The organism is Pigmentiphaga sp. H8 (genome assembly GCF_003854895.1).
Lineage (GTDB): Bacteria > Pseudomonadota > Gammaproteobacteria > Burkholderiales > Burkholderiaceae_B > Pigmentiphaga.
In genome coordinates, this window is sequence record NZ_CP033966.1 from 1,165,259 (window position 1) to 1,186,228 (window position 20,970).

Sequence of the window (20,970 nt, forward strand, 5' to 3'; positions counted from 1 at the left end):
CGCGATTATTGTTAGGATTGAGAAGATTTTCCGTACAATCTTTTCGTCCGCGAAACCAGGCGAGCTTCCATGGCCAGACCCGGCGATCCGATTTCCTCGGTCAACCTGAAACTGCTGCATACCTTCATGCTGGTGGGCGAGAGCCGGAGCTTTCGTACCGCCGCCGGGCGCGCCCACCGGTCCGGTTCGGCGGTCAGCGGCCAGATCCGCCGCCTGGAAGAACAATTGGGGGTGCCGCTGTTCCATCGCACCACGCGCCAGGTCACGCTGACGCGCGAGGGCGAGCAACTGCTCCAGTGCGTTCGCCGCGCCCTGCAGGAAGTGGAAGGCGGACTGCAGGCGATCCAGGAAGCCGCCGACGTCCAGCGCGGGCGCATCGCGCTGGCCTGCGCGCCCACCATCGCCGGCGCCTACCTGGGCGACGTGCTGGCGGCTTTCCAGGGCCGGTATCCCGGCATCCAGGTCTTCGTGCGCGAGATCACCGCGGCGGCGCTGTTCGAAAGCGTCAGGCAGCGGGAAGTGGATTTCGGCATCAGCGTGATGACCGGTTCGCCCGAGTTCCGCTTCGAGCCCCTGCTGACCGACGAACTGGTCGCGCTGGTGCCGCGCGCGCTGCTGGACGGCGACCGCAAGACCATCTCGCTCAAGGCGCTGGCGGCCATGCCGCTGCTGGTGCTCGAACAGGGCACCGCGCTGCGCGCCATCGTCGAGGAAGCGATGGCCGCGCAGGGGCTGCAGCTAGCCACGCGCTTCCAGTTCATGCATTCTCAGACGCTGATCTCGATGGCGACGGCTGGCCTGGGCGCGGCCATCCTGCCGGCCACCGCGCTGCCGCGCACGCTCGGCGCGGGCGTCCAGAAACTGCGTATCGTCCGTCCCACCCTGGTCCGCAGCATGGCGATCGTGACGCTGCCCGGCCACGCGTTGTCGCCGGCGGCGCTGAAACTCGTGGACATGCTGCGCAGCATCCTGGCCCAGGCCCGGGCCTAGTCCAAGGAAATGTTCAGGCGCTTGATGATCTGCCCATACCGGCGCGAATCGGCATCGAGCTGGGCCTGGAACTGCTCGGGCGTCATCGCCAGCGGTTCGTAGGCCAGCTGCATGTAGCGCTCCCGCAGTTCCGGGTCCTGCAGCGCCGTGGCGATGTCGCGTCGGATCCTGGCCGCGATGGCATCGGGAACGCCTCGAGGCGCCAGGATGCCCACCCAGGCGCTGAGTTCGAAACCCTGCGGTCCGCCGGCTTCGCCCATGGTGGGGACCGATTCGAACCCCCGCACCCGCGCCGGCGCCGCGGCCGCCAGCAACCTGAGCTTGCCTCCCTTGTAGAGCGCGTTCATGCTGCCTATCGTGCCGAACGCCCACGGTACCTGGCTGCTCGCCACGGCCGTGTAGAGCTGGGACATTTCCTTGTACGCGATGTGCGTCATGGACGTGCCCGCCGCCTGGTCGAGCATGGCGCCTCCCAGGTGCCCGGGGCTGCCCACGAACCATGACCCGTAGTTGATGTTCCCCGGAGCCGCCTTGGCGTCGGCGATCAGCTCGCCCACGCTGCGGTAGCGGCTGTCCGCGGGCACGGCCAGGAAGAAGTAGTTCCGGAACAAGGTCGTGACGGGCGTGAAGTCACGCTTCAGGTCGTAGGGGAGCTTGCTGAACAGATAGGGCTGCGCGGCCATCTGCGCACTGTCCAGTTGCAGCAGGGTATAGCCGTCGGCTGGCGCGCGCCTGGCCGCTTCGATGGCGATGAAGCCCGCGGCGCCCGGCTTGTTCTCGACCAGCACGGGCTTGCCCCAGGCCTTGGACAGGCGTTCGGTGACCATGCGCAGGTTCACGTCGACGCCGCTGCCGACCGGGAAAGGCGTGACGATGCGCACGGGCCGGTCGGGATACTGCGCCGCCGCCTGCGGCATGCCGCAGACCGCCATCAGGGCAACCTGGCACAGGACGGCCAGCGGCCGCCAGCCAAGGGGAAAAGGGAATGCGGTCATGACTGTCTCCTGGCATCTTTCATGTGGGAATCGTGCCGCGTCCTGGCACGCAAGGCGCAGGCGGTCGCCAACGCAACGACGCCCTGTCGCCGGCGACTATGTCACCCGCTTCGAAGGCGGGTCAAACACCCGTCTCGTTCATTGAGAATCCCCTGGCGGCCGGGCCTGCTTTCGCGCCGACATCGAGTCAGGCACAATCGAATCCGACACACCCACGTCCCGCTTAACTCGTTCACCAGAAAAGGGGAAACCCCATGATGCTCGCGTTGTTGGGTAGTTCGTCGCAGTCGAAAGCGTTGCGCCGGTGCGCGCGAGGGATGGCCGTCCTGGCCGTCTGCGCGCTGCCGGCCCTGGCCGCCGTCCAGGCGGCGGAAAAGCCGGATTCGTCGTATGTGCCCGACGTCGGCCAGGAAGGCAAGGACGTGGTGTGGGTGCCGACGCCCCAGACCCTGGTCGACAAGATGATAGACATGGCCAAGGCCGCGCCGGGCGATACTCTGATCGACCTGGGCTCGGGCGACGGACGGCTGGTGATCACCGCGGCCCGGCGCGGCATCAAGGCCCACGGCATCGAATACAACCCCGAGATGGTGGAGCTGGCGCGCCGCAATGCCCAGGCGGCGGGCGTGTCCGGCCGCGCCACGTTCGCCAAGGCGGACCTGTTCGAAACCGATCTTTCCGGCGCCACCGTCATCACGCTGTTCCTGCTGCCCACCATCAACGAGAAGCTCCGGCCGCACCTGCTGAACCTCAAGCCCGGCACCCGCGTCGTGTCCAACACCTTCCCCATGGGCGACTGGCGGCCCGACGAGCAGGCCACGGTTACCGAGCAATGCCAGACCTGGTGCTCGGCGCTGCTGTGGATCGTGCCGGCCAAGGTCGAAGGCGCCTGGAAGCTCGACGGCCGCGAACTGAAGCTGGCCCAGCAGTTCCAGCGGCTGAGCGGCACCCTGGATGCCAGGCCCATCGACGACGCCACCCTGCGCGGCGACGACATCTCGTTCTCGGTGAATGGGGTGCGCTATCGCGGCAAGGTGAACGGCAACACCATGCAAGGCACGCGCGCAGGGGGTTCGCCGGCTTCGTGGACCGCCGTGCGCGGCTGAGGTCCGTTCCCCCGCTGTCCGTTCATCTGCTTCCTGGAATCCGTATGACCGCGCCTCTTCCCCTGAAACAGACCCCGCTCTTCGCCGAGCATCTGGCCCTGTCCGGCAAGATGATCGACTTCGGCGGCTGGTCCATGCCCGTCTCGTACGGATCGCAAATCGACGAGCACCACGCCGTCCGGCGCGGCGCGGGCATGTTCGACGTCTCGCACATGCTCAACGTGGACGTGGTGGGCAGCCAGGCGCGGCCCTACCTGCGGCATCTGCTGGCCAACGACGTCGATCGCCTGGCCGAACCGGGCCGGGCGCTGTATTCCTGCATGCTCAATCCGCAGGCGGGGGTGGTCGACGACCTGATCGTCTACCTGCTGACGCCGGAGCACTACCGGCTGGTGGTCAACGCCGCCTCGGCCGACAAGGACCTGGTATGGATGGCGCGCGTCGCCCAGGCCGGCGGGTACGACGTGACGATCGAGCCGCGCCGCGAACTGGCGATGATCGCGGTCCAGGGGCCACAGGCCCGGGACCGGCTGGCGCAGGCGAGGCCGGCGCTGGGCCGCCTGGCGCGCGGCCTGGCGCCGTTCACGGCCGAAGGCACCGAGGGCGTGCTGGTCGCGCGCACGGGCTACACCGGCGAGGACGGCGTGGAAGTGGTGCTGCCCGGCGCCGAGGCGCCTGCCCTGTGGCGAGACCTGCTGGCGGCGGGCGTCGCGCCCTGCGGCCTGGGGGCGCGCGACACCCTCCGGGTCGAGGCCGGCCTGAACCTGTACGGGCAGGACATGGACGAACTGACCCAGCCGGCCGAGGCCGGCCTGGCCTGGACGGTATCCGACCACGATCCGCAGCGCGACTTCGTCGGGCGCGCGGCGCTGGCCTACGGCCTGAAGTGGCAATTGCTGGGGCTCAAGCTGCTGGACCGGGGCGTGATGCGCGCCCAGATGGCGGTTCACACGGCCGAAGGCGCCGGCATGGTCACCAGCGGCACCATGTCGCCCACCGTGGGTACGTCGATCGGCTTCGCCCGCCTGCCGGACAGCGTGTCGCCCGGCGACGCCGCCGAAGTGGAGATTCGCGGCCGCCGCGTGCCGGCGGTGGTCTGCCGGCTGGCTTTCGTGCGGCGCGGCAAGGTGCTCGACAGCGGCGAGCCCTGATCCGCGTCCGCCGCCAAGGTTCACTACAATTCCCTCAGACTCCACCGACCCATTACCAGGATCCGCTCCATGAATCTTCCTTCCGAACTCAAGTACGCCAAGACCCACGAATGGATCCGCGCCGACGGCGATCTGCTGGTGGTGGGCATTACCGATCATGCGCAGGACCAGCTGGGCGACCTGGTCTACGTCGGCGACTTCAAGGTGGGCGCCAGGCTCCAGGCCGGCCAGACCGCGGGCGTGGTGGAGTCGGTCAAGGCGGCCTCCGACATCTATGCCCCCGTGGCGGGTGAAATCGTGGCCTTCAACGAAGACCTCTCGGCCAGCCCCGAGCAACTGAACCAGGAACCCTATACCGCCTGGATCTTCAAGCTCCGGCCCGACAACATGGCCGATACCGCCGGCCTGCTCGACGCGGCGGGCTACCAGGCCTCGGTCGACGCCGGGTAACGCTACCGCCGCGGCCCGCCAGGGCCGCTGTCGACACCCGCCCGGCGAAGCGGGTGCGCGCGCTTTCGCCATTCCATCGCAGGCCCACGACAGGACAGGTTCCCATGCTCAAGGCGCTTGAAGACGATGCGGTATTCACGGCCCGCCATATCGGGCCTTCCGATTCCGACCAGGCGGCGATGCTGGCCGTGGTCGGGGCCGACAGCCTGGATGATCTCGTGCGCCGCGTGGTGCCGGCCGCCATCCTGGAAACCGCTCCCCTGGACCTGCCGGGCCCGAAGACCGAGGCCGGCGTACTGGCGGAACTCGAGGCCCTGGCCGGGCGCAACACGCTTTTCCGCAGCTATATCGGCCAGGGCTACTACGGCACGCACACGCCGCCGGTCATCCAGCGCAACATCCTGGAGAATCCGGCCTGGTACACCGCCTATACGCCCTATCAGCCCGAGATCTCCCAGGGCCGGCTGCAGGCGCTGCTGGTGTTCCAGACCATGGTGTGCGAGCTGACCCGCCTGGACATCGCCAATGCGTCGCTGCTGGACGAGGGCACCGCGGCGGCCGAGGCCATGACCCTGGCGCGGCGCGGCTCCGCCAGCGACAGCCGGGTATTCTTCGTGTCCTCGGGCTGCCATCCGCAGACCATCGAGGTGCTGCGCACCCGGGCCTCGGCGCTGGACATCGAGGTCGTGGTCGGCGACGAGGCGGCGGGCGTGCCCGCATGCTTCGGCATCCTGTTGCAATACCCGTGCAGCACCGGCGAAGTGCGGCGCTACGCGCGGGTGGCGGCCGAAGTGAAGGCGGCGGGCGGCGTGGTCGCGTGCGCGACCGACCTGCTGGCGCTGGCGCTGCTCCAGCCGCCGGGCGCATGGGGCGCCGACATCGCCGTCGGCTCGTCGCAGCGCTTCGGCATTCCGCCCGGATACGGCGGCCCGCACGCGGCCTTCATGGCATGCCGCGACGAGCTCAAGCGCAACCTGCCCGGACGGCTGGTGGGCGTGTCGCGCGATGCGTCGGGCCGGCCGGCGCTGCGGCTGGCGCTGCAAACGCGCGAGCAGCACATCCGCCGCGAAAAGGCCACTTCCAACATCTGCACCTCGCAGGTGCTGCTGGCCGTCATGGCCGCGATGTACGCGGTCTGGCACGGCCCCGACGGACTCGCGCGGATGGCGGCCCGCGTGCACCGCCAGACGGTGGCGCTGCGCGACGCGCTGGCCCGCCTCGGGATCGAGGCGCGGCACGAATCCTTCTTCGACACGCTGCACCTGCGCACGGGCGGCCACACCGCCGCCATCGTGCGCGCGGCCGAGGCGGCCGGCATCAACCTGCGCAAGCTCGACGCCGCGCACCTGGGGGTATCGCTGGACGAGACCGTGACCGACGCCGACCTGGGGGCCCTGCTGGCAGTGTTCGCCCAAGGCTGCGGCAGGAAGGGGAACGAGGACCCGGCCGGCGCGGCCGGTCCCGGGGCGATCCCGCCGGACCTGGCGCGCGATACTCCCGTGCTGTCGCATGCCGTGTTCCGCTCCATCCGCTCGGAAACCGAGATGCTGCGCTGGCTGCGGCGGCTGTCGGACATGGACCTCGCGCTGGATCGCACCATGATCCCGCTCGGTTCATGCACGATGAAACTGAACGCCACCGCCGAGATGATGCCGGTCACCTGGCCCCGCTTCGCCGCGCTGCACCCGTACGCGCCGGCGTGGCAGGCCGAGGGCTATCGCGAACTGGTCGCGGGGCTGTCGCGCGCGCTGTGCGAGATCACGGGCTACGACGCCATCAGCTTCCAGCCCAACTCCGGGGCGCAGGGCGAGTACGCCGGCCTGATGGCGGTGCGCGCCTACCATGCGGCGCGCGGCGAATCGGCGCGTGATATCTGCCTGATCCCGGCCTCGGCCCACGGCACCAATCCCGCCTCCGCCCAACTGGCCGGCATGCGGGTCGTGGTGGTCGCCTGCGACCGGCAGGGCAACGTCGACGTCGAGGACCTGCGCCGCAAGGCGGCCGAGGCGGGGCGGGGCCTGGCGGCCTTGATGGTGACCTATCCGTCGACCCATGGCGTGTTCGAGGACGCCATCGGAGATATCTGCCGCATCGTCCACGACCACGGCGGACAGGTCTATCTGGATGGCGCCAACATGAACGCGCTGGTCGGCCTGGTCAAGCCCGGCCGCATCGGTGCCGATGTGTCTCACCTGAACCTGCACAAGACCTTCTGCATTCCGCATGGCGGCGGCGGGCCGGGCGTGGGGCCGGTGGCGGTGCGGGCGCACCTGGCGCCCTATCTGCCCGGCGTGGTGGGCGAGGACGGCCGGCTGCCGGATGGCACGCCGTGCGGCCCCGTGGCCGCCGCGCCGCTGGGCTCGGCGGGCATCCTGCCCATTCCCGCGGCCTACGTGGCGCTGATGGGCGCCGAGGGGCTGCGCAAGGCAACCCAGGTCGCCATCCTGAACGCCAATTACGTGGCCCGCCGGCTGGCCGATCACTATCCGGTGCTGTACACCGGCCGTGGCAGCCACGTGGCGCACGAATGCATACTCGACCTGCGGCCCATCAAGCAGCGCTGCGGCATCGATGCCGAGGACGTGGCCAAGCGCCTGATCGACTACGGTTTCCATGCGCCCACGATGAGCTTTCCGGTGGCGGGCACGCTGATGGTGGAGCCGACCGAATCCGAGAGCCGCGCCGAACTGGACCGCTTCATCGAGGCGATGATCGCCATTCGCGCCGAGATCGCCGAGATCGAGGCGGGGAAGCAGGACCGCGGCGACAACCTGCTCAAGAACGCGCCGCACACCGCCGAGACGCTGCTGGCGCCGGACTGGCCGCATTCCTATGCGCGCGAGCGCGCGGCCTATCCGCTGGCGTCGCTGCGCGAGCACAAGTACTGGCCGCCGGTGGGGCGGGTGGACAACCTGTACGGCGACCGCAACCTGGCCTGCGCGTGCCCGCCCATGAGCGACTACGTCTAGGCCTGGCCCGCGTCAATCCATGGCCACGTGCGGCGTGTCCTCGCCCGCCGCCCGCCGGCGCGACCGCACGATGGCCAGCAGCGGCACCACGCACAGGGTGGCGACGAACATCAGCTTGAACGCGTCGACGTAGGCGATCATCGAGGCCTGCTGCGTCACCATCCGGTTCAGCGACTCCAGCGTCGAGGGCGAACCCAGGTCGTAGTTCTGCATCAGCGCGGCGTTGGCCGGATTCATGTGCTCGACCAGCGAAGCGTGCACGACCTGTGTGTTGCGCGTGACCTGCGCCTGGATCACCGAGATGCCTATGCTGCTGCCGATGTTGCGCATCAGGCTGAAGATGGCCGTGCCATCGGCTCGCAGCTCGGGGGCCAGCGTGGCGAAGGTGACCGCGCTCAGCGGAACGAACACGAATCCCAGGCCCACGCCCTGGATGACGCCCGGCCAGACGATGTCGCTTTGGGACAGGACCAGCGTATAGCCCATCATCTGGTAGAGCGCGACCGCCGACACCAGGAAACCGGCCAGCAGCATCATGCGCACGTCCATGCGCCCGACCAGCCGCCCCGCGATCAGCATGGCCACCATGGTGCCCACGCCGCTGGGGGCGGTGACCAGGCCGGTGGTGGCCACCGGATAGCCCATCAGCGCCTCCAGCATGGGGGGCAGCAGGGCGCGCGTCGCGTACATCACCGCGCCGATCACGAAGATGAAACAGGTGCCGGTGACGAAGTTGCTGTCCTTCAGCAATTCATAGCGGAAGAAGGATCCCTTGCCCGCCGTGGCCGTGTGCAGCGCGAAGAAGACGAAGCTGACCAGCGCGACGGCGGCCTCGATGCGTATCTCCAGCGAGCCGAACCAGTCCAGCTGCTGGCCGCGGTCCAGCATGGCCTGGAGGGCGCCGATGGCCAGCGACAGGGTGATGAATCCGAAGAAGTCCAGCGCCTGCCGCGCCGAGGGCTTGGAGCGGGGCAGGTAGGTCAGCACGCCGAACAGCGCGAAGGCGCCGATGGGCAGGTTGATCAGGAACACCCACCGCCAGTTGTAGCTGTCCGTCAGCCAGCCGCCCAGGGTGGGGCCCAGTATCGGCCCCACCATCACGCCCACGCCCCAGATCGCCATGGCCTGCGGCTGCTTGTCGCGCGGATTGATGTCCAGCAGGATGGACTGGGACAGGGGCACCAGCGCCGCGCCGAACAGGCCTTGCAGCAGCCGGGCGCCGACGATCTGGGCCAGGGTCTCGGACAGGCCGCACAGCAGCGAGGCCACGGTGAAGCCGCTGACCGCGATCGCCAGCAGGCGCTTGACGCCCAGGCGGGCGGCCAGCCAGCCGGTCAGCGGCGTGGCGATGGCGGCGGCCACGATGTAGGAGGTCAGGACCCAGCTGATCTCGTCCTGGGAGGCGGACAGCGTACCCTGCATGTGAGGCAGCGCGACGTTGGCGATGGTGCTGTCCAGCGTCTGCATCAGCGTGGCCAGCATGATGGACAGCGTGATCATGCGCCGGTTGAGCGGCGCGGCGGAGGTTTGCACGGCAGGTGCCCGGCGGGTCTGGAATGATATGCAGGTATATCATATGCTCGCTTACATATTCCCGAACGCGCGGCGATGGGCGACAATATCGCGCGTTCCTCTTCCGGTCCTCCCCATGGCGACTCCCTACGACAAGCGCTTCGGTTTCCTGGTGTCCGACATCGGCCGGCTGATGAGCACCGAATTCGACCGCCGGGCGCGCGGGCGCCTCGAACTCAGCCGCGCGCAGTGCCGCCTGGCGCTGTACCTGTCCTTCCTGGGGCCGATGACGCAGGCGCAACTGGCCGAGACGCTGGATGTCACGCCCATGACCGTTGCCCGCATGCTGGACCGGATGCAGGAGGGCGGCTGGGTCACGCGCATGCCGGTGCCCGGCGACAGGCGGGCGCTCCGCGTCGAGGCCACGGCCAGGGCCGAGTCCATGCTGGCAGAGGCGCTGAACGTGGGCGACGAGCTGGCCGATTTCGCGCTGCGCGGCCTGACCGAGGCCGAGCAAAGCCAGTTGATAGGTTTGTTGCAACGCGTTCGCAACAACATGGCCGCCCCGGAAGGGGGCTGATCTTCCTGGGGACCGCGCCGCCGCGTAGTCAGGGCGAAATGAGAGTGAATTGCAAAAACCGTCGCAGCGCTTAAAATGCTGCACATGCGACATTGGTACGTGTTTCTCGTATTGCTGTTCCTGCCCCTGCAATGGGTGTGGGCGGAGTCCGCCGCGTGCCAGCTCAAGGCGCACGTGGTGGCCGGCTACCAGCACGCCCGTGTCGCGGCCCACCTGCCCGTGACGGCCGGCCATGAACTGGGCGAGGCGCCCCTGGCCGGCACCGCCGTCCAGATCGACATGCCGCGCTGGGAGTTCGAGGTGGACGAGGAATTCGACATCGTCGAGCAGATTTCCGAGCCCGACTGGGGCGACGTCGCGGTGGACGACCTGGTTTGCCGGCCGCCGGCCAACGACAATTCCTACGGGGGCGCTCCGCTCGATCCCCACGAGTTCGACCTTCCCCTGTGCGTCGCGATCGCCGCGCCCGCCCTGGGCGATTCGCTGTTCATCGCTTCGCAGCATCCTCCCGCGCCGGCCCCGGTGTTCCGGGCCTACCGGCCGCCGTTACCGACGGTCTGATCCGCGTCACCCCCGTCTGCGGCGGCAGCTAGCCGCCGCACACGCCTTGCCGGCGGCCTCGGGCCGCCGCGCGTGTCCGTTCCTACGATCATCATGAAGCCCATCACACTCGTTTTGTCAGTGTGGCTGGCGGGCATGTGTACCCATGCGGCTGCGGCGCAGCCCTACACGCTCGACCAGCTATTGTCCCTTGCCCTGCGGGGCAACAAGGGCGTCGAGGCCGCTTCGGCCGGCGTCGACGTCGCACGGGCCGGCCTGACCACCGCCCGGGCCTATCCCAACCCCGAGGTGGAGTTCACCACCGGCCGCGTCTCCGCACGCCAGCCCGGCGCCGCCACCGGGGTGGGGCAGACGCTGTCCATCACCCAGCGCATCGACCTGCCCAATCAGCGGCGGCTGCGCTACGAGGTCGCCACGGGAACGCTGCGGGCCACCACCGCGAGCCACGAGTCGTTCGTCGTGGACCTCGTGGCCAAGGTCAAGCGCGGGTTCTACGAGACGCTTCGGCGCGAGGCCGAATTCTCGGCGGCCCAGGAAGACCTCGCCCTGACCCAGCAGTTGTACAACCGTGCCCAGATCCGGGTCGACGTGGGCGATGCGCCCAAGTACGAGGCCATACGGGTCGGAGCCGAGCTGCTCAATGCCCAGAAGAACAACCAGAGCGCGTTGCTGCGCGTGAACCAGGCCAAGTCGTTCCTGCGCCAGCAGGTGGGCGAGATCCTGCCGGCCGGCTTCGCGCTGCAGGGAAGGCTGGGGCGGACGTGGTCGCTGGAGCCGCTTGCCAAGCTGCGCGAGACGATGCTGGCGGGCAATGCCGAGCTGACCGAGTACCGGGCCGCCTTGCAGCGGGCCCGGGCGTCGGTGGACTACGAGCGTTCGCTGCGCCTGCCGTCGGTGGCGCTCAAGGCCACGTCCAGCCGCGATCCCGACGTGCGCGACACGCAGTTCGGCGTGGTGGTCAGCGTGCCGCTCTGGGATCGCCGGGAAGGTCCGGTCAACGAGGCCGCCGCCGGTGTCATCCGTGCGCGCAGCCAGCTCGAGGCGCGGGAGTTCGAACTGACCCAGCAACTGGACTCCGCCTATCAGCAATTCCAGATCGCCGCCTCGCAGGTCGAGGCGCTCGAGTCGGGCATCGTGCGCCAGGCCGAGGCCGCGCTGAACGTGGCCGAGGCCGCGTATCGCTACGGCGAGCGCGGGATCATCGACTATCTCGATGCGCAGCGCGTGCTGCGCACCGCGCGCAACGACCTCATCGCCGCCCAATTCGATCTGCAGATGGCCGCCGTGGAAATCGAGCGGCTGCTGGCCAATTCCTTCGCAGGTGAACCCTCATGATTCCGCGTTCTTTCCGCAAGACTTCCCACGGCGCGCGCCGGGTCCAGCCCGCCGCCGGACGGTGGAGCCTCCTGGCCGCGTTCTGCCTCGTCCTGGCCGCCTGCGGCGACAAGCCCGCGGCCGAGGCCGAGCCGGCCGAAATGCTCGACCCCAGCATCGTGGTGGCGAGCGAGGCCATGCAGGCCCGCATCAAGGTTGCCCCGATCACCACGGAACCGTTCAGCGACGTGCTGCGCGTGGCGGGCCGCATCGATTTCGATCGCCAGCGCATGGCCCGGATCGGCGCTCCCGTGACGGGGCGCGTTACCGACATCAACACCACGCTGGGCGCGGCGGTCAAGCCGGGCGACGTGCTGGCGCGCCTGCACAGCACCGAGCTGGGCAGCGCGCAACTGGCCTACCTGAAGGCCAAGGCCCAGTCTGAACTGCAGCAGAACGCCCGCGAACGGGCGCGGCTGCTGTTCGCCGCCGACGTGATCGGCAAGGCCGAACTGCAGCGGCGCGAGAACGAGTACGCGGTGGCCGCGGCCGAGCTGCGCGCCGCGTACGACCAGTTGAGCGTGCTGGGCATGTCGCCGTCGGTGATCTCGCGCATGGGGCAATCGGGCGAGATCAGTTCGTTCTCGCCGGTGGTATCCACGCTGCGCGGGTCCGTGGTCGAGTTCAAGGTATCGCCGGGACAGGTGGTCCAGCCCGCCGATGCGCTGTTCACGGTGGCCGACCTGTCGCGCGTGTGGGCCGTGGCCGAGGTGCCCGAGCAGCAGGCCGACCTGGTGGCGGCGGGCCAGACCGTCGACATCGAGGTGCCGGCGCTGGGCAACCGCAAGATCTCGGGCGAGCTGATCTTCGTCGGCCAGGTGGTCGATCCGGTCACGCGCACCGTGCCGGTCAGGACCTCCATCGACAACGCCGACGGCCGGCTCAAGCCGGCGATGCTGGCGACCATGCTGATCGCCAGCCGGCCGACCGAACAGCTCGTGATTCCCGCATCGGCCGTGGTGCGTTTCGAGAACGAGGACCTGGTCTACGTCGAGATCGAACCGGGCCGCTTTCGCGCGACGCACGTGCAGATGGGCGCCTCGTACAACGGCAAGCGCTCGGTGGCCTCGGGCCTGAAGGCCGGTGACCGCGTCGTCGTCGAAGGGGCTTTCCACCTCAACAACCAGCGCACTGGCGTCGATCCGGAGTAACCATCATGCTCGAGAAAATCGTCCGCGCTGCCCTGCAGCAGCGGCTGATCATCGTCGTGCTGGCGGTGGTGGCCCTCGTGGCCGGCCTGGACGCCATGCGCAAGCTGTCGGTGGATGCCTTCCCGGACGTGACCAACGTCCAGGTGCAGATCGCGACCGACGCCACCGGCCGTTCGCCGGAGGAGGTCGAACGCTTCGTGACCGTGCCCATCGAGATCGCGATGACCGGCCTGCCCGGGTTGGAGGAAATGCGTTCGCTGAACAAGCCGGGGCTGTCGCTGATCACCCTGGTCTTCACCGACGCGACCGACGTCTATTTCGCGCGCCAGTTGGCGATGGAGCGGCTGATCGAGATCGGTTCGCGCATGCCTACCGGCGTGACGCCCGTGCTCGGGCCCGTCTCCACGGGCCTGGGCGAGGTCTATCAGTACACCCTGGACCGGCCCGACGACGGCGACCGGGAACTGACGCAGAAGGAACTGACGGAGCGGCGCATCGTCCAGGACTGGGTGGTGCGTCCGCTGCTGCGGTCGATCCCGCAGGTGGCGGAAATCAACTCGCAGGGCGGCTACGTCAAGCAGTACCAGGTGCGGGTCAACCCCGACCGCATGAGCCACTACGGCATCACGCTGCATCAGGTCTACGAGGGGCTGGCGCGCAACAACGCCAACTCGGGCGGGGGCATCCTGCCGCACTACGCCGAACAGTACCTGATACGCGGCGTGGGCCTGATCGAGAACCTGCAGGACATCGCCAACATCGTGCTGGCCGAATCCAACGGCACACCGGTCTACGTGCGGGACGTGGCCGAGGTCGGCATGGGGCACGAGGTCCGCTACGGCGCCGTGGTCAAGAACGGCGTGACCGAGTCCGTGGGCGGCATCGTCATGATGATGCGGGGCGGGAACGCCAAGGAAGTGGTGGCGCGCATCAAGCAGCGGGTGGCCGAGATCAACAGTCAGGGCATGTTGCCCGACGGGCTGCAGATCGTGCCCTACTACGACCGCAGCGAACTGGTCGACGCGGCCCTGTGGACCGTGGCCAAGGTACTGCTGGAGGGCGTCCTGCTGGTCGTCGTCATCCTGTTCCTGTTCCTGGGCGACGTGCGGTCTTCGCTGATCGTCGTCGCGACCCTGGTGCTGACGCCGCTGCTGACCTTCTTCGCGATGAACCGGCTGGGCATCTCGGCCAACCTGATGTCGCTGGGAGGGCTGGCGGTCGCCATCGGCCTGATGGTGGACGGTTCCGTGGTCGTGGTCGAGAACGCCTTCGCCCACCTGGGCCATGCCAAGGACAGCGGCGAGAGCAAGATCCGCATCATCCTCAAGGCGGTGGCCGAGGTGGCGACGCCGGTGGTGTTCGGCATCGGCATCATCATCCTGGTGTTCCTGCCGCTGATGACGCTGCAGGGCATGGAAGGCAAGATGTTCGCGCCGCTGGCCTACACCATCGCCATCGCGCTGGCGATCTCGCTGGTTCTGTCGCTGACGCTGTCGCCCGTGCTGTCGTCCTACCTGCTCAAGGGCGGGGCCGAGCACGACACGCGCATGATCGCCTTCATGAAGCGGCACTACCTGCGCATGCTGGACTGGGTGCTGCGCAACACGAAGAAGACGGTCGTGATGGCGGTGCTGGCCTTCTGCGCGTCGGTCGCCGTGCTGCCTTTCCTGGGCACCTCTTTCATTCCGGAGATGAAGGAAGGATCGATCGTGCCGGGCATCAACCGCGTGCCCAATATCTCGCTAGAGGAGTCGATCGCGCTGGAACGCCAGGCCATGAAGATCATCATGGGCGTGCCCGGCGTGAAATCGGCGATCTCCGGGGTGGGCCGCGGCGAGAGTCCCGCCGATCCACAGGCGCAGAACGAATCCACGCCCATCGTCAGCCTCAAGCCGCAGGACGAATGGCCGGAAGGCTGGACCCAGGACACTATCGCCGCGGAGATCCGCAAGCGCCTGGAAGTGATCCCCAGCGCTCAGATCATCATGGCGCAGCCGATTTCCGACCGCGTCGATGAAATGGTTACCGGTGTGCGCTCGGACGTGGCCGTCAAGGTATTCGGCGAGGACCTGGACCGGCTGCTGCAGAAGGCCCAGGAGATCGCGCGGGTGGCCGAGACGGTACAGGGCGCGCGCGACGTGCGGGTGGACCGGGTCAGCGGGCAGCAGTACCTGTCCATCAACATCGACCGCCAGGCCATCGCCCGCTACGGGCTGAACGTGTCGGACGTGCACGACGTGATCGAAGTGGCCATCGCCGGCAAGACCGCTACCGAGATCTATGAAGGCGAGCGCCGGTTCTCGGCGGCCGTGCGCCTGCCAGAGGACTTCCGCGGCAGCGTGCAGTCCATCCGCCAGATCCTGCTGACCACGCCGCACGGCGTGCGCGTGCCGCTGGAAAGCCTGGCCGCCATCGAGGTGCGCGACGGGCCGGCGCAGATCAGCCGCGAGGGGGGCAAGCGGCGCGTGGTGGTCGCCATCAACGTGCAGGACCGCGACCTGGGCGGCTTCGTGGCGGAGTTGCAACAGACGGTACGGGGCAAGGTGCAGTTGCCGACCGGCTACTACCTGGAATGGGGCGGACAGTTCCAGAACATGGAGCGCGCGCTGGGCCACCTGTCCATCATCGTGCCCGCGACCGTGGCTGCCATCTTCTTCCTCCTGTTCCTGCTGTTCAACTCGGTGCGCTACGCGACGCTGATCATCACCGTGCTGCCGTTCGCCTCCATCGGCGGCATCATCGCCCTGTTCGTGACGGGCGAATACCTGTCGGTGCCGGCGTCGGTGGGTTTCATCGCGCTATGGGGCATCGCCGTGCTGAACGGGGTGGTGATGGTGTCCTACATACGCAAGCTGCGCATGGAGGGCATGCCGCTGGCCAAGGCGGTGGTGGAAGGGGCGACCATGCGGTTCCGGCCGGTCATGATGACGGCCACGGTGGCGATGCTGGGCCTGGTGCCTTTCCTGTTCGCGACGGGGCCCGGGTCCGAAGTGCAGAAACCCCTGGCGGTGGTGGTGATCGGGGGATTGATCACGTGCACGGCATTGACGCTGTTGGTGCTGCCGATGCTTTACCGGTGGTTCGACGAAGAGTCGCCCGAGGCATAGACGAACGCAAGGAGAAATCGAATGAAGGAAATCAAGGCGATCATCCGGCCGGTGCGCCTGGACGACGTACGCGAGGCGCTGATGCGCACGCCGGGCTTTCCGGGCATGACCGTTACCCATGTGGAAGGGTGCAGCGCGCCCGGGCGGCACCAGCCGCAGAACCTCAAGGAAGAACTGCTGGATTTCTCGCCCAAGGTGCGCATCGAGATGGTGGCGGCGGACGAACACGCCGATACCTTGTACGAGGCCCTGAAGCAGGCGGCCACGACCGGCCACGTCGGCGATGGCCTGGTATGGATGAGCGAGGTGGCCCGCTGCGACTATCTCTGGCAGCCCGGGGGCTGATCCCGGGCCCGCCGGCCAGTGCGGTTATCCAGACAGTTTTTTCGTTGTTTTTCTGAAATATGGCAATACCGGCCCCCACCAGGGCCGGTTTCCATATGTGCGCGGCCCGTGCCCGATGGCATGGATATTGCACGGTCCGCCTGCCGTCCGGTCCGGAAGGCGACGGCGGTTCATCTGCACGAAGAAAGAGGGGAAGAAAGGCGCGTGGCGTAGTGCAGCCCGCCGCATCGGTGCGGTGGCCTGCGATGACTGATGTGTCGCAAAGAAAACCGGAGACAGACATGGACAGGTACGGACGAATCCGATGGTCGTCGTTGGCGGCGGCCGCCTTGTTGCTGGCCGCCTGTGGCGGAGGCGATGGCGACAGCGGCGGAGGCTCGAATCCCCCGCCGGGTCCGGGCACCCAGGTGCCGGGCGTCAAGGAGCAAGTGGAAATCGTACGGGACCGCCATGGCGTGTCCCATATTTTTGCCCAGAACCAGCGCGACCTGTTCTTTGCCCAAGGCTACAACGCCGCGCGTGATCGCCTCTGGCAACTGGATCAGTGGCGGCGGCGGGGCGAAGGCAAGATGGCCGAACAGTTCGGGGCCCGCTTCGTGCCGGCCGACCGCGCGGCGCGCAAATTCCTGTTCCGTGGCGATGCCGAGGCGGAGTTCGCCAGCTACCACCCGCAGGGCAAGGAAATCCTGACCGCTTTCTCCGACGGCATCAACGCCTACGTCGACGAGGTCAAGGCCGATCCCGCCAAGCTCCCCATCGAGTTTCGCCTGACCGGCACCGAGCCCGGCCGCTGGTCGCCCACATCGTCGCTGATCCGCATCTACGGCATCACGCGCAACGTCAGCACCGAGATTTCCATGGCGCGCCGCATCGCGGCCGTCGGGCTGTCGACCACGCAGGAACTGACCGACCAGCAACCGCCCAGAACCCTGCAAGTGCCGGCGGGGCTGGATGTCGGGACCCTGACCACGGCTATCCTGGCCGAATACCAGCTCGCGCGCGGCGGCATGGCCTTCGAGGCCGGCGATTTCCCCCGCAGCCCGCTTTCACCGGTCGACCGCGAGCGCCTGGCCTCGTCCCTGTCGGCCAGCGGCGGCACGGCCAAGCGCGAGCCCGAGGAACTGCTGGCTCTCCAGCACGAGAGCAACAACTGGACCGTGTCCGGCGACCGCACCGCCTCCGGCAAACCCATCCTGGCGGGGGATCCGCACCGCGCGATCAGCATGCCCTCGCTGCGCTACATGGTTCACCTGCACGCGCCGGGCTGGAACGTGATCGGCGCCGGCGAACCCGCGCTGCCCGGCGTGTCGATGGGACACAACGAACGCATCGCGTTCGGCCTGACCATCTTCGCCTACGGCGACGAGGAAGACCTGTACGTCTACGAGACCAATCCCGCCAATCCCGCCCAGTACCGCTACAAGGGAGCGTGGGAAACCATGACGACGGTGGAGGAGAAAGTGCCGGTGCGCGGCCAGGCCGAGCAGACGGTGACGCTCAAGTTCACGCGCCATGGTCCGGTGGTGTACGAGGATGCCGCTGCCAACAAGGCCTACGCGGTACGCGCCGCCTACCTGGAGTTCCCGGGTACCGCGGCCTACCTGGCCAGCCTGCGGCTGAACCAGGCGAACAACTGGACCGAGTTCAGCGAAGGCATGGCACGCCATTTCACGCCGGGCGAGAACATGGTCTATGCCGACGTGGACGGCAACATCGGCTGGTTCGGCGGCTCGCTGGTGCCCATCCGGCCCAATCCGGACTGGACGGGACTGCTGCCGGTGCCGGGCGACGGGCGCTACGAATGGGCGGGCTATCTGTCCGGCTCATTGCTGCCGCGCATCCTGAATCCCCGCGAGGGCTACTTCGCCACGGCCAACCAGTTCAACGTGCCCGACGACTACGCCTACCGCGACCTGACCAACACCATGGGCTGGGCCGAACCCTATCGCTACAACCGCATCGTCGAGGTGCTCAAGACCGCCACGCGGCACACCGTGCAGGATTCCGCCAAGCTCCAGATCGACGAGTTGTCGATACCGGCGCGCACGCTGGTGCCCATGCTGGCCGGCCTGAATTCCGGCGACGCCGACGTGGCCGAGGCCTTGCAGCGCCTGCGCGCCTGGGACTACGTGGCCAGCGTCGATTCGGTGGCCGCCACCATCTTCGAGGCCTGGCTGCCCAAGGTGAGCGCGCAGGTCACCAGCCTTGTCGTGCCCCCGGCGGGACGTTCGCTGTTCGGGACGCTGTCCAAGCCCGTGGTGTTCGCGCGGCTCGCGGCGCCCGACGCGGTGTTCGGCGCGGATCCGGTGGCGGGGCGCAACGCGCTGCTGCTGGACACGCTGAAGACGGCCATGGGGGACCTGAAGACGCGGCTGGGCGGCGACGTCTCGGCATGGAAGTGGGGATCGCTGCACCACATCAAGTTCGACCATGAACTGGCCGCGTTCCTGGATGCCGGCACGGCCGGCGACCTGGCCACCCAGCGTTTCGCGGTCGGCGGCACCGGCGATACCGTCCACCGGGCCTCGTACCGGACGTCGGACTACCGCGTGTCCAGCGGCGCTTCCTATCGGCAGATCATCGACCTCGCCGATTGGGACAAGTCGCTGGCGATCAACGTGCCGGGGCAGTCCGCCGATCCGGCAAGCCCGTACTACGACAACCTGCTGGAGGCCTGGGCCAAGGGCGACTACTTTCCCATGGCCTATACCCGCGGTGCGATCGACGGCGTGAAGGCCGATTCGTGGACCTTGCGTCCCGTGGCGCGCTGAGGGAGGCGGCGATGCGCAAACCGATCGTGATCGCATCGGTGCTGGCGGTGCTGGCGGCGGCGCTCGCCGCCGGCCTGGCCGCGGGAAGCCGTGTCACGCTGCTGGTGCTGGACGTGCCGGACCGCCAGGCCACGCTGCTGGTCAAGCGCAGCGCGACGCTGGGCATGGGATGGCTGGAGTCCGAGGCTACCCTGTGCAAGCGCCAGCAGCCGGGCTCGCCCCTGCACTCGGTGATGCTGGCGCCGGAGTTCTGTCCGCTCGCCCTGGCGGCGGGCCAGGAAACACGGGGGGAGCGCGTCCTGCTGACCCTGCCGTTCCTGGCCTGGCTGCATGGGCTGGCCGGGCGGACGCTGTCCTAGGGCCGGTGGCCTACGCCCGTACCCGGTCGTAGGTCACGAAGTCGTAGCCCAGGCCGTCCTCGGACGGCTGGGGCTCGCGCGAGGACTCGCGCCACTGGCCGGCGGGCAGCGGCGGGAACCAGGCATCGCCCGGCACGTCCGCGTGCACCTCGGTCGCGATCAGCATGTCCGCGCGGTCCAGCGCCGCGGCATAGATCTGCGCGCCGCCGATGACGAACACCCGGGCGGCGTCGCCCGCCGCGGCCAGGGCATCTTCCAGCGTGTGCACTACCGTCGCGCCCTCGGCCGCATAGGCCGGGTCGCGGGTGATGACGATGTTCTGGCGGCCCGGCAGCGGCCGGCCCAGCGATTCCCAGGTCTTGCGTCCCATCACGATGGGATGGCCGAGCGTGGTGCGCTTGAAGTGCGCCAGGTCGCCGCGCAGGCGCCAGGGCAGGGCATTGTCGCGTCCGATGACGCGGTTGCTGGCATAGGCGACGACAAGGATGAGCTGGGCGGGCATGGCGGGGGAAGAATCCGGGGTATCCAGCCCGCAATCTAGCATGAACGCCCAGGGCGCCCATTGACTCGCCGGTTGAGACGGATGGCTGCCACGCCGCGGGATTTCTGATACAACGCAAGGCTGTGGGTCCGGTTCGCGCCGCGGCTGGACCGCATTACGACAACCATCCATCACCAATCGACAAGGGAATCATGGGAACGCAGATCGAATTGACCGCCTCCGACGGTGCCACCATTTCCGCCTATCGCGCCGACCCCGCCGGCAAGCCGCGCGGCGGCCTGATCGTGTGCCAGGAAATCTTCGGCGTCAACGTCCATGTCCGCGGCGTGTGCGACCGCTATGCCCAGGAAGGCTACCTGGCCATCGCCCCCGCGTTCTTCGACCGTGTCCAGCCGGGCGTGGAACTGGGCTATGAGCCCGACGACATCGCCAAGGGCCGCGAACTGATGCAGAAGGTCTCCATCGACAACGCCCTGAAGGACGTCGCCGCCGCACTGGCCATCGCCAGCGAGGCGGGCAAGGTCGGCATCGTCGGCTATTGCTGGGGCGGCACCGTGGCCTGGGCCGCGGCCGGGCGCCTGGACGGCCTGTCGGCCGCCATCCCCTACTATGGCGGCGGCATCGCCGGCATGGCCGACAAGAAGCCCCGCATCCCGACCATGGCGCATTTCGGCGAAAAGGACCACGCCATTCCGATGACCGACGTCGAGAAGATCCGCGCCGCCCAGCCCGACGTGATCGTCCACACGTATGCGGCCGGCCATGGTTTCAACTGCGAGATGCGGGGTTCGTACGACAAGCCCAGCGCCGACCTGGCGCTGTCGCGCTCGCTGGAGTTCCTGCGCCAGCACGTGGGCTGACGCGGCATGCCCGTCCGGCCGCGGGCCCCAGGGGGAAACAGACCCTAGGCCGGCGTGCCGGATGCGGCGGCTTCCTCCAGGCATTCGATCAGCAGTGTCGTGCTGGGGGACATGGTCCGGTTGCGGTTCCATGTGATGCCCAATGGGCGCATCAGTTTCGGGAAGTTGAAGGGCAGCACCGACACCA

Annotated in this window: 17 protein-coding genes; 14 read left to right on the top strand and 3 right to left on the bottom strand. The window is 68.4% G+C overall.

Translation table 11 applies throughout. The features are described from left to right. Positions 1 to 69 precede the first annotated feature (69 nt). Entirely contained in the window at positions 70 to 990 is a 921-nt protein-coding gene (locus EGT29_RS05560) for a LysR family transcriptional regulator (RefSeq protein ID WP_124688083.1), read from the top strand. Here EGT29_RS05560 and EGT29_RS05565 read toward each other — a convergent pair. Further along, complete coding sequence (locus EGT29_RS05565; protein ID WP_124688084.1) at positions 987 to 1,985, bottom strand: tripartite tricarboxylate transporter substrate binding protein; 999 nt, start codon at positions 1,983 to 1,985, stop codon at positions 987 to 989. The genes EGT29_RS05560 and EGT29_RS05565 overlap by 4 nt on opposite strands. Before the next feature lie 254 nt (positions 1,986 to 2,239). Between EGT29_RS05565 and EGT29_RS05570 the strand changes: the two genes are divergently transcribed. The 4 genes from EGT29_RS05570 (at position 2,240) to gcvP (ending at position 7,661) form a co-directional block, all read left to right on the top strand. Further along, entirely contained in the window at positions 2,240 to 3,091 is an 852-nt protein-coding gene (locus EGT29_RS05570; RefSeq protein WP_124688085.1) for a cyclopropane-fatty-acyl-phospholipid synthase family protein, read from the top strand. Between the two features lie 44 nt (positions 3,092 to 3,135). After that, on the top strand, positions 3,136 to 4,242 hold the full coding sequence (gcvT, locus tag EGT29_RS05575; RefSeq protein ID WP_124688086.1) for a glycine cleavage system aminomethyltransferase GcvT: 1,107 nt from the start codon (positions 3,136 to 3,138) through the stop codon (positions 4,240 to 4,242). 69 nt (positions 4,243 to 4,311) lie between these two features. After that, the gene (gcvH, locus tag EGT29_RS05580; protein ID WP_124688087.1) at positions 4,312 to 4,692 is read left to right on the top strand and encodes a glycine cleavage system protein GcvH; all 381 of its coding nucleotides are present in this window, start codon (positions 4,312 to 4,314) and stop codon (positions 4,690 to 4,692) included. A gap of 104 nt (positions 4,693 to 4,796) precedes the next feature. Then, a complete protein-coding gene (gcvP, locus tag EGT29_RS05585) occupies positions 4,797 to 7,661 on the top strand; it encodes an aminomethyl-transferring glycine dehydrogenase (protein ID WP_124688088.1) in 2,865 nt (954 codons plus the stop codon). A 12-nt stretch (positions 7,662 to 7,673) separates the two neighbouring features. Here gcvP and EGT29_RS05590 read toward each other — a convergent pair whose 3' ends face one another. After that, positions 7,674 to 9,161, bottom strand: coding sequence for a DHA2 family efflux MFS transporter permease subunit (locus tag EGT29_RS05590; RefSeq protein ID WP_238160424.1), 1,488 nt, complete (start codon positions 9,159 to 9,161; stop codon positions 7,674 to 7,676). Between the two features lie 148 nt (positions 9,162 to 9,309). Between EGT29_RS05590 and EGT29_RS05595 the strand changes: the two genes are divergently transcribed. The 8 genes from EGT29_RS05595 (at position 9,310) to EGT29_RS05630 (ending at position 19,421) form a co-directional block, all read left to right on the top strand. Then, positions 9,310 to 9,753, top strand: a complete 444-nt coding sequence (locus EGT29_RS05595; RefSeq protein WP_124688089.1) for a MarR family winged helix-turn-helix transcriptional regulator — start codon at positions 9,310 to 9,312, stop codon at positions 9,751 to 9,753. Positions 9,754 to 9,828: 75 nt separating this feature from the next. Further along, positions 9,829 to 10,314, top strand: a complete 486-nt coding sequence (locus EGT29_RS05600; protein ID WP_124688090.1) for a hypothetical protein — start codon at positions 9,829 to 9,831, stop codon at positions 10,312 to 10,314. Between the two features lie 93 nt (positions 10,315 to 10,407). Continuing rightward, positions 10,408 to 11,649: a TolC family protein gene (locus tag EGT29_RS05605; RefSeq protein WP_124688091.1), complete on the top strand. Its 1,242-nt coding sequence runs from the start codon at positions 10,408 to 10,410 to the stop codon at positions 11,647 to 11,649. Next, on the top strand, positions 11,646 to 12,839 hold the full coding sequence (locus EGT29_RS05610) for an efflux RND transporter periplasmic adaptor subunit (protein ID WP_124688092.1): 1,194 nt from the start codon (positions 11,646 to 11,648) through the stop codon (positions 12,837 to 12,839). The genes EGT29_RS05605 and EGT29_RS05610 overlap by 4 nt, the downstream gene beginning before the upstream one ends. Before the next feature lie 5 nt (positions 12,840 to 12,844). Beyond that, positions 12,845 to 15,946 (top strand): efflux RND transporter permease subunit, encoded by a 3,102-nt coding sequence (locus EGT29_RS05615; protein WP_124688093.1) that lies wholly within the window; start codon positions 12,845 to 12,847, stop codon positions 15,944 to 15,946. 21 nt (positions 15,947 to 15,967) lie between these two features. Further along, positions 15,968 to 16,291 carry a P-II family nitrogen regulator gene (locus EGT29_RS05620; RefSeq protein ID WP_124688094.1) on the top strand — a complete coding sequence of 108 codons (324 nt, stop codon included), beginning with the start codon at positions 15,968 to 15,970 and terminating at the stop codon, positions 16,289 to 16,291. 281 nt (positions 16,292 to 16,572) lie between these two features. Then, entirely contained in the window at positions 16,573 to 19,062 is a 2,490-nt protein-coding gene (locus tag EGT29_RS05625) for a penicillin acylase family protein (protein ID WP_124688095.1), read from the top strand. A gap of 11 nt (positions 19,063 to 19,073) precedes the next feature. Next, positions 19,074 to 19,421, top strand: a complete 348-nt coding sequence (locus EGT29_RS05630) for a hypothetical protein (protein ID WP_124688096.1) — start codon at positions 19,074 to 19,076, stop codon at positions 19,419 to 19,421. 10 nt (positions 19,422 to 19,431) lie between these two features. On the opposite strand, the gene EGT29_RS05635 is transcribed toward EGT29_RS05630, so the two are convergent. Beyond that, a complete protein-coding gene (locus EGT29_RS05635) occupies positions 19,432 to 19,923 on the bottom strand; it encodes a dihydrofolate reductase (RefSeq protein WP_124688097.1) in 492 nt (163 codons plus the stop codon). A 191-nt stretch (positions 19,924 to 20,114) separates the two neighbouring features. Here EGT29_RS05635 and EGT29_RS05640 point away from each other — a divergent pair, with 191 nt between their 5' ends. Beyond that, positions 20,115 to 20,783, top strand: a complete 669-nt coding sequence (locus EGT29_RS05640; protein WP_124688098.1) for a dienelactone hydrolase family protein — start codon at positions 20,115 to 20,117, stop codon at positions 20,781 to 20,783. Positions 20,784 to 20,970 lie beyond the last annotated feature (187 nt).